An 8,461-nucleotide genomic window follows, 5' to 3' on the forward strand; every position below is an offset into this window, starting at 1 on the left:
AGGCGTAATACACTCTATTCACTAGTAAAAAAATATAATTATGGGTTGATTGTGTAATTAATTAAAAGTTACAAATAAATATTAAATAATAATTCTTTAATTTTAAATAATTTTCTTGAAGTTTACTTTTTTTATTCAGTGAAGGTCAACATAAGGTCATTGTAGGAGCCAAATGTGGACAATAGCTGATATTTATTGACTAACAGCATAAATATCTCCATTCATCATAAAAAATGATGGAACAAAATGGAGATCAGAATGAGAACATCATTATGAATACTTACACACACAAGGCAATATTACACACAGCATTTATTGGGCAACAATCCTCATTCTCTAACCCTTCTGATATTAATGACATTAATATCAGCTATATGGAAAAAACACTTCAGCCATGGTTTGATAATGTACCATCCCGGTTAGCAAAACTGGCAAAAATAGCACCGCATGATATTGCTGTTTCAGATCCGCATGGGATTCTGGAATTTGGTGAGTTACAGCAACGGGTTATCAGCGCAGCGCATGTTTTACGTTGCCATGGCGTAACAATGGGAAGTTATGTTGCTATTGCAGCCGAGAGGGGTATTCCATGGTTTATTACAATGCTGGCGACCTGGCAGATCGGTGCAGTATACATTCCCCTTAATACCATGATGCCGGAAAAACGTCTGAATGATATTCTCGCCAGCTTACCTGACAGTATTCTGGTCTCTGATGAAACGGTATCAGCGGAGTTGAAAGCATCAACACATATTCCGATGGATCGCCTTGCCTATACAGTTGAGGAAATAACGGAGGATGTTGTTATTCCTGAATTAGGCGATCATCCGGCCTATATCATGTTTACCTCGGGTTCTACCGGATTACCAAAAGCTGTGCAGGTGCAGCATGACAATCTGGCGGCCTTCCTGTGCGCACTGGGCAAGTTATTATCAGTTAACCAGAATGATCGTATGCTTGCGCTGACTACTTTCTCTTTTGATATCTCAGTCCTTGAGCTACTGCTGACGGTTGTTCATGGGGGCAGTATCTACATCGCACCCACTGAGACCCAGCGTGATGCAATGGCGCTATCCCGTGTGTTCTCTGATCCTCAATTTACTCTGGCGCAGGCAACTCCAGTAACCTGGTCAATGGCACTGAATGCAGGCTGGACGCCGCGTTCTGATATCAGCATGCTTTGCGGCGGTGAGGCTCTGTCACAAGATTTGGCCGATCAATTAACGGCATCTGGTGGCACTTTATGGAACCTTTATGGCCCGACAGAAACGACAATCTGGTCAACAGCATTCCGCATGAAAAAAGGAGATAAGGTACAGCTGGGCGGTCCGATTCCCGGCACCAGCATCAGTATTGTGGATAAGAATCTGCGTCCTGTCGCTAAAGGCACGGTAGGTGAAATCCTGATCGGTGGGTTAGGTGTGACAGCTGGATATCGTAATAATCCGGTTGAAACAGCTAAACGGTATGTCCCTGATGTCAACGGAAAGGGGAAAAGAGCCTATCTGACAGGCGATATGGCCCGTATGACTGAAGATGGCTCTCTCATTTATATGGGAAGGCAGGATGACCAAGTCAAAGTACGTGGTTATCGAATTGAACTGGGTGAAATAGAAATCGCGTTGAGAAAACAACACGGGGTTCAGGATGCCATTATCCGTGTCGCGGGAAGCGGTGATTTTGCCAAGATACAGGCGTTCGTATTGTTTGATCCTAATATGGCTGTATCGGAGGAATGGGTACGTGAAACTCAGGCCGCATTGCGAGAAAGCCTGCACGAAGCCTGGATCCCCTCTGAATATTACCGCATTCCTTATATTCCGCTGACAAGTAGTGGCAAGCGGGACAGGAAACGTCTGGAAGAAGTGGCAGAACGTCTGAATACCAGTCATGATGCGGTGCAGCCGGAAACAGAAACAGAAAAACGGGTTTATGCTATCTGGGGCGATTTATTGGCTGCGGAAACTTTTGGCAGTACCGATGATTTTTTCCAGATTGGCGGTAACTCTATTCTGGTCGCCCGTATGGTGGAACGGATTGAAAAAGTATTCTCACTCAGGATCCCTATTTCCGGCATCTATGTTGAACCCACTATTGCCCGAATTGCGGCTATTCTGGATGAGATGGGTGAAGTTCACAAAAATAATCTGATTCCTTTCAACAGTGTTTACCGTAGTGAAGCGCTTATTCAGCAACATGCAGAAACGCTGAGAAAAGATGTTTACCTGAAAGAAAGTATACGTCCTGATGGTTTACCGCATGCGAACTGGTATGAGCCTGATACTGTTCTGCTGACAGGAGCGACCGGATATCTTGGCCTGCATCTGCTGGAACAACTGTTGAAACAGACTTCAGCTCAGGTTATCTGTCTGTGCCGTGCTGACGACAAAGCACATGCGCTTGAGAGGATCCGGGATGGCTTTACTCATTATCAGATTGATGTAGGTAATAGCTTTGATCGCGTGGATTTTGTGATAGGCGATCTGGGGCAACCCCGTTTCGGCTTATTGCCTGAAATCTGGGATAAACTTGCGCAGGATGTGGATGTGATTTATCACAACGGTGCGCTGGTTAATTTTATCTATCCTTATAGTTCACTAAAAAGCATTAATGTTGATGGCACCAGAACCGCACTGGAGTTTGCCTCTACTTCACGCCTGAAACATTTCCATTATGTTTCTTCTGTGAATGCCTTGTTTGCTACTGAATCGCCACGGCCATTTATGGAAGATGATCGCGCTATGAGCGAAACAATACGTGATCCTTCCGGTTATTCGGGCAGCAAGTGGGTATCAGAAGGGATTATCAATATTGCCCGTAAACGGGGTATGCCAGTGAGTATTTACCGCCCCGGCCTGATCCTCGGACATACCCGTACCGGAGCTGCTCAGGGGAATGATTATCTTGTGGCTTCCCTGAAAGGTTATCTGGAAATGGGATCCTATCCTGCTCATGGATTACTGCTGGATATCGTACCGGTTGATTATGTGGCGGCTTCACTGGTGCATATTTCTAAGCAGCGTGAATCTGACGGGAAATTCTTTAATCTGTTTAATCCGGTGCAAGTTTCTATCCGTCAGTTTTTCGATTGGGTTCAGGAGTTTGGTTATATCCTTAATCCAGTTCCTTTCAATGAAGGGAAAGAGAGAATTCTTGCTCTGGATGATTCTCATTCGCTGTATCCATTGATTCCGCTGATTCGGGATATGACCGAGAAACCTTACCGCGCGCTGGATCCTGACTATATCCATGAAATCCAGCCAGAACTGGAGCTGAAACAGACGTTGGCAGCACTGGAAGGATCAGATATTCAGTGTCCGGTTATTACATCTGAATATGTTTGTCAGGTACTGAATTATCTGATCAGTACCGGGTTCCTGCCTCAGGTATTGCCGACAAGCTACAGACAGGGGGTGTTTTCATGGAACAGTTAACCGGAAATGAAGCAGCGCTGTGGATAGTTGTCATTAACAGTAAAAAGCAGTATTCAGTCTGGCCTGACGAATATCGGATCCCGATTGGCTGGATGGCGACAGGAAAAGAAGGTCCCAAAGCCGAGTGTCTTGAGTATATTGCGGGTATATGGCCGGAGCCTACTAAAAAGCAGACTGATATGCACTAAATAGGTGTATGAGTAGACCAGATTATTGATGATGGGTATCGCTTCAAAGGCGATACCCATTTTTTTAAACAGTCCGTTATACCATTTTATCAGCTTCTATAACCTGCTGTTTTCTTGGTGTTACCGCAAAGGCAGAGTGATTTCTTGCCAGTAGGGTATATATAGTGGGTAAGACAAATAAGGTGAAAAATGTGCCTACCAGCATACCCGATACAATCACCAATCCGAGGCCAAAACGACTATTAGCCCCCGCACCACTGGCGAGCAAGAGTGGGATCAGGCCAATAACCATTGCAGCTGTTGTCATCAACACCGGCCGAAGACGAATTTTTGCGGCCTGCAAGATAGCTAAATGCTTATCCAGTCCTTCGCGCTCCTGTAATTTATTGGCAAATTCCACCATTAAAATACCATGCTTACTGATAAGCCCTATCAAGGTTACCAAGCCAATTTGAGTGTAAATGTTCAGTGTAATATATCCCATGGCTAACGGGATCAGAGCACCACAAATCGAAAGGGGAACGGTGATCAGTATTATCAAAGGATCAATGAGGCTTTCGTACTGAGCCGCCAGTACCAGATAAATGATGATTAATGCGGCTACGAATGCAAAAAGCAAGGCATGTCCTTCCTGCTTATATTGGCGGGAGTCAGACTGCCAGTCGTAGCTGAATCCTACAGGTAAATTATTCAGCACACTCTCAAGGAAAGTCACCGCCTGTCCCATCGTTACCCCTGGGGCAGGAATAGCTTGAAAAATGGCTGCATTTTGTTGATTGAACTGGGTTAGTTTATTAGGCTCAACTTTTGTCGAAACAGAGACAATCGTAGAAAGCGGGATCATATTTTGGTTTTCAGTCCTGACAAAATGGCGGGATAAGGCTTCCGGTGTTAATCGCTGGTCGCGTATACTTTGTGGAATAACATCATATGAACGGCCTTGCATCCCAAACCTGTTGATGTAGTCCTCTCCTACCAGCAATGCTAATGACTCACCAATATCCTGCATTTTAATTCCCAGACTATTGGCTTTAGCCCGGTCAATCTGAATCTGTACTACCGGATTGTTATAGTCCAGATCACTATCTACGACAACAAATAACCCGCTTAAGCGTGCTTGCTGCTTCATTTCCTCCATCGTTTGGTACAGGACAGGATAGGGCTGTAAGCTACGCAGTACCATCTGAATGGGTAACCCTCCGGTTGAACCGGGTAGTGGCGGAAGCTGGAAGATAAAAATATTGCTGCCTTCCACTTCACCTACGGCAACCTGTAATTGTGCCTGAATCTCTGAAGCGGAGCGCTGACGATCACTCCATTTTGATAATTCCACGCCACCAAAACTCGAAGAAACCCCGTCAACGCCATTAATAATCCATGTACCTGACATCTCGGGAATTTCGCGAAATACACGCTCCAGTTTATGGGAAAATTTTTCCACATAATCGAGGTTAGCATATTGGGGTGACTTAACTGCAGCTAACAACCCAGCCTGATCTTCAACCGGAGCTAATTCTTGCTGGGCTTGTTGATAAAGTAAGGGCAGGCTGATGACAACTAGCACAGCAAATCCGCCCATTATCCACCGATGACGTAAAGAGGCATTCAGCAGGAGAGAATAATGATGGGATAATTTCTCAAAAATGATCTCAGCCCAGCGTGCCATTCTTCCTTCTTGCTGCTTAGGTTGTAATAAAAAAGAACTCATTACCGGAGATAACGTAAGCGCAACAATACCGGATACGATAACTGCGCCCGCCAACGTCAGAGCAAATTCCTTAAATAGTGCGCCAGTCAGACCAGACATCAACCCTATTGGGGCATAAACTGCGGCAAGTGTAATTGTCATAGCAATCACAGGGCCTGCTACTTCTCTTGCGCCAATAAAGGCTGCCGTGATTGGCGATTTTCCTTCTTCAATATGGCGATGTACGTTTTCAACCACCACAATTGCATCATCGACGACTAAACCGATTGACAGCACCATTGCCAACAATGTCAATAAATTGATACTGAAACCAAATAGCAGCATCAGCCCTGCGGCACCTAACATCGACAGTGGAATGGCAACTATCGGGATCAAGACACTACGCAGTGAACCCAAACAGAGATAAATCACGATCATTACGATAACCAAAGCTTCTAACAAGGTTTTGGTCACTTCATCAATAGAAGCCTTAATAAAGCGGGAGGTTTCGAATGCCAGTTCAACCTTAACGCCCGGTGGAAGTGTCTTTTCAATGTCCGGTAACAATTTTTTGATACCTTCGACAATAATAAGCGGGTTCCCCGTTGGAGTTGAAAATAACCCCAGATGCACCGCTGCCTTACCATTTAACATTGCACTGGTTTCAGTGGAGGCGGAACCCAGTTCTACCGTGCCTACATCTTTCAGACGAATTAATCCATTACCATCATTACGAATGACCAAATCACGAAACTCATCAACACTAGTGAGATCTGTGTTGACGTGGACATTTGAAACCACATATTCGCCTTTCACTTTTCCGGGGGTCGCCTGATAGTTATTTTGCCTGACTGCTGCTGCTACATCCGCCGCAGTTAATCCGCGTCCCGCCAGCCGATCTGCATCCAGCCATAAACGTATAGAGAGTTGTTGTCCTCCAAAAACCTGAACCGTAGAAACACCTTCAATGGATGAGTACATGGGTTCAACGACTCTTGAAAGGTAATCTGTTACTGCCGATACAGGTAACGAATCACTGGAAAATGCAACATAAGCAACCGCAGTTGACTCTCCAGAAGAAAGTTCAATAACTGGGTCATAAGCTTGTTTTGGTAGCTTATATCTGACCTGATTTATCTTTGCCATCACTTGCGCCAGAGCCTGAGTTGAATTTTGGTTAAGCTCCATGCGAATCGTAATGGTACTTCTGCCCTGTACTGAGGAAGATGATAGATAATCGATGCCCTCAATAGAAGAAATAGCCTGTGAAATGGGCTGGGTGACAAATCCCTGTATCAAATCAGATGAAGCCCCCGGATATTCTGTCACCACAGTGATTGTTGAACTTTCTAATTGTGGATATTGCCGGATAGGAAGTTTATTGAGGGAAAATAGTCCCAGTAAGAAGATCAATGTACTGACTACCAAAGCAAGTACCGGACGGCGAACAAAAATATCAGTAAATATCATTTTCCTTCTCCATCAAGCACCTGTGATAGATAATTTTGCTATATTCAAGGTATCTTCATCGACCATGACCACAGGTATGTCATCATGTAATTTCAATTGGCCGGATGTCACAACCCGATCGCCCTTAACTAACCCTTTTTTGATTTCTACTAAACCATTCCAACGCTGTCCCACATCAATAGAAATACGTTTTACAGTCATAGGCTGGCTGGGGTCTTGCGCTGCGCCTTGTGCTATAAATACAGTATCTCCGTAAGCGGTATAAGTCACAGCCGTTTCGGGTATCACCAACGCGGAGGTATTTTCCTGACGCATGACCTGAATACTGGCATACATGCCTGCTTTTAGTTTTCCTTCCGGATTATCCAGAGTTGCCTGTAGCTGAACAGTGCGCGATCTTCCTATCAGAGGGTCAATCGCATTTATTTGGGCGGTAAAATTCTGATCCGGATAGGCATCAACCACGATATTGACTGATTGCCCAACCCTCAGATCAGGAACCGTCTGTTCATCCAGAGAAAAATTCAATTTGAGTTTTTTGGCATCCACTAGATTGGCAATCACATCTCCTGCATGAAGGTATTGCCCTAACTGGACTTGTCGGATCCCGAGGACGCCTGAAAAAGATGCCCGGATAGTTTTCTGAGCTATCTGCGCTTCGATTTGTTTAATGGCCGCAGATGCCATATCCCGCTCCGCTAATGCTTTATCCAATTCAGATGTGGCAACTACCTTGCTGGTAAATAATTTATTGGTGCGCTGATAGAGGTTGTCAGCATTTTTCCATTGGGCTTGTAAGCGGGCCAGTTCCGCTCGCTCAACGCTATCGTTAATTTTCACCAACAACTGGCCTTGTTCGACATACTGACCAGACTCAAATGTAATATCAGTGACTTTTCCACTGGTTTCCACCGCCAAATAAACTTGCTTATCAGCTTCAAGTTCTCCGACACCATGTAATGTTCTCGGAAGATGAATCTCTTTTACTTCTGCCCATGCCACTTTTATAGCTGGATAAGCTGTATTTAATGATTCATTCTTAGAAGTAGTATTTAGGGGATAAACCACAATACTGGTCACCAGCAAGAAAGTAACGCCCAGAAAAACAGATATTTTCTTTTTCATGATTTATATAAATCCCTTAGGAAATTTAATTTTTAATTTGGTTTTTCGAATGGTTATTCATTTTTTTAATGGAATTTATAAATTTAGTGATCTCCAGTGAAATAAATATGACTGGATGGTTTGGAAAGGAATAGTGGTAGTTTAGAATTCGGTGTTTGATCAACCATAGTAACTCCTATATGTGGCCTGGTAGTTTATTCATTAAATATTTACTCTAGAACATCAAGTTAACATGATGTCAATAGGTATAATGAAGATAAACAAAATAATTTTAATTTTACTGGTGGTTACTTGAACCTGACATTAGATATCAAAAAATTGGAATTATTAATTTTGATATGGTTATCTAAGCTTGGATACAAAACACGAAGTAACTTTTATGCAGTAATTGACAATGCTGTCAGCACCTTTGATTGATGTAATTCACCTATTTTTTGTTCTGAGTTCAGCATTATCACATCAATATATTGATTATTTTTTCCTTCCTATTAATGGTATTAACTTATTGAATAATAGCAGATAAATCATGCGTATTTGTCAGGCTATTATAAAAAAAT

General features: G+C 43.5%; 4 protein-coding genes. 2 read left to right on the forward strand and 2 right to left on the reverse strand.

Annotated elements, in window-relative coordinates; translation table 11 throughout:
• The first annotated feature begins 272 nt into the window (after positions 1–272).
• Together AACX38_RS03135 and AACX38_RS03140 are read left to right on the forward strand one after the other, a co-directional pair.
• Positions 273–3,434 carry an amino acid adenylation domain-containing protein gene (locus tag AACX38_RS03135; protein ID WP_228865717.1) on the forward strand — a complete coding sequence of 1,054 codons (3,162 nt, stop codon included), beginning with the start codon at positions 273–275 and terminating at the stop codon, positions 3,432–3,434.
• Positions 3,422–3,622 carry an MbtH family NRPS accessory protein gene (locus AACX38_RS03140; RefSeq protein ID WP_228859302.1) on the forward strand — a complete coding sequence of 67 codons (201 nt, stop codon included), beginning with the start codon at positions 3,422–3,424 and terminating at the stop codon, positions 3,620–3,622. The genes AACX38_RS03135 and AACX38_RS03140 overlap by 13 nt, the downstream gene beginning before the upstream one ends.
• A gap of 76 nt (positions 3,623–3,698) precedes the next feature.
• Here the strand turns inward: AACX38_RS03140 and AACX38_RS03145 are convergent, their stop codons facing one another.
• Positions 3,699–6,779, reverse strand: coding sequence for a MexW/MexI family multidrug efflux RND transporter permease subunit (locus tag AACX38_RS03145; RefSeq protein ID WP_228865718.1), 3,081 nt, complete (start codon positions 6,777–6,779; stop codon positions 3,699–3,701).
• A 12-nt stretch (positions 6,780–6,791) separates the two neighbouring features.
• Positions 6,792–7,904: an efflux RND transporter periplasmic adaptor subunit gene (locus AACX38_RS03150; protein WP_228865719.1), complete on the reverse strand. Its 1,113-nt coding sequence runs from the start codon at positions 7,902–7,904 to the stop codon at positions 6,792–6,794.
• Positions 7,905–8,461 lie beyond the last annotated feature (557 nt).

The organism is Xenorhabdus sp. PB30.3, from assembly GCF_963895965.1.
In the GTDB taxonomy this organism is placed as follows: Bacteria; Pseudomonadota; Gammaproteobacteria; order Enterobacterales; family Enterobacteriaceae; genus Xenorhabdus; species Xenorhabdus stockiae.

What these genes read in the sequence shown, in the direction of transcription:
- AACX38_RS03135 (WP_228865717.1), top strand. Translation starts at nt 273, where the DNA reads ATGAATACTTACACACACAAGGCAATATTACACACAGCATTTATTGGG.
- AACX38_RS03140 (WP_228859302.1), top strand. Translation starts at nt 3,422, where the DNA reads ATGGAACAGTTAACCGGAAATGAAGCAGCGCTGTGGATAGTTGTCATT.
- AACX38_RS03145 (WP_228865718.1), bottom strand. Translation starts at nt 6,779, where the DNA reads ATGATATTTACTGATATTTTTGTTCGCCGTCCGGTACTTGCTTTGGTA.
- AACX38_RS03150 (WP_228865719.1), bottom strand. Translation starts at nt 7,904, where the DNA reads ATGAAAAAGAAAATATCTGTTTTTCTGGGCGTTACTTTCTTGCTGGTG.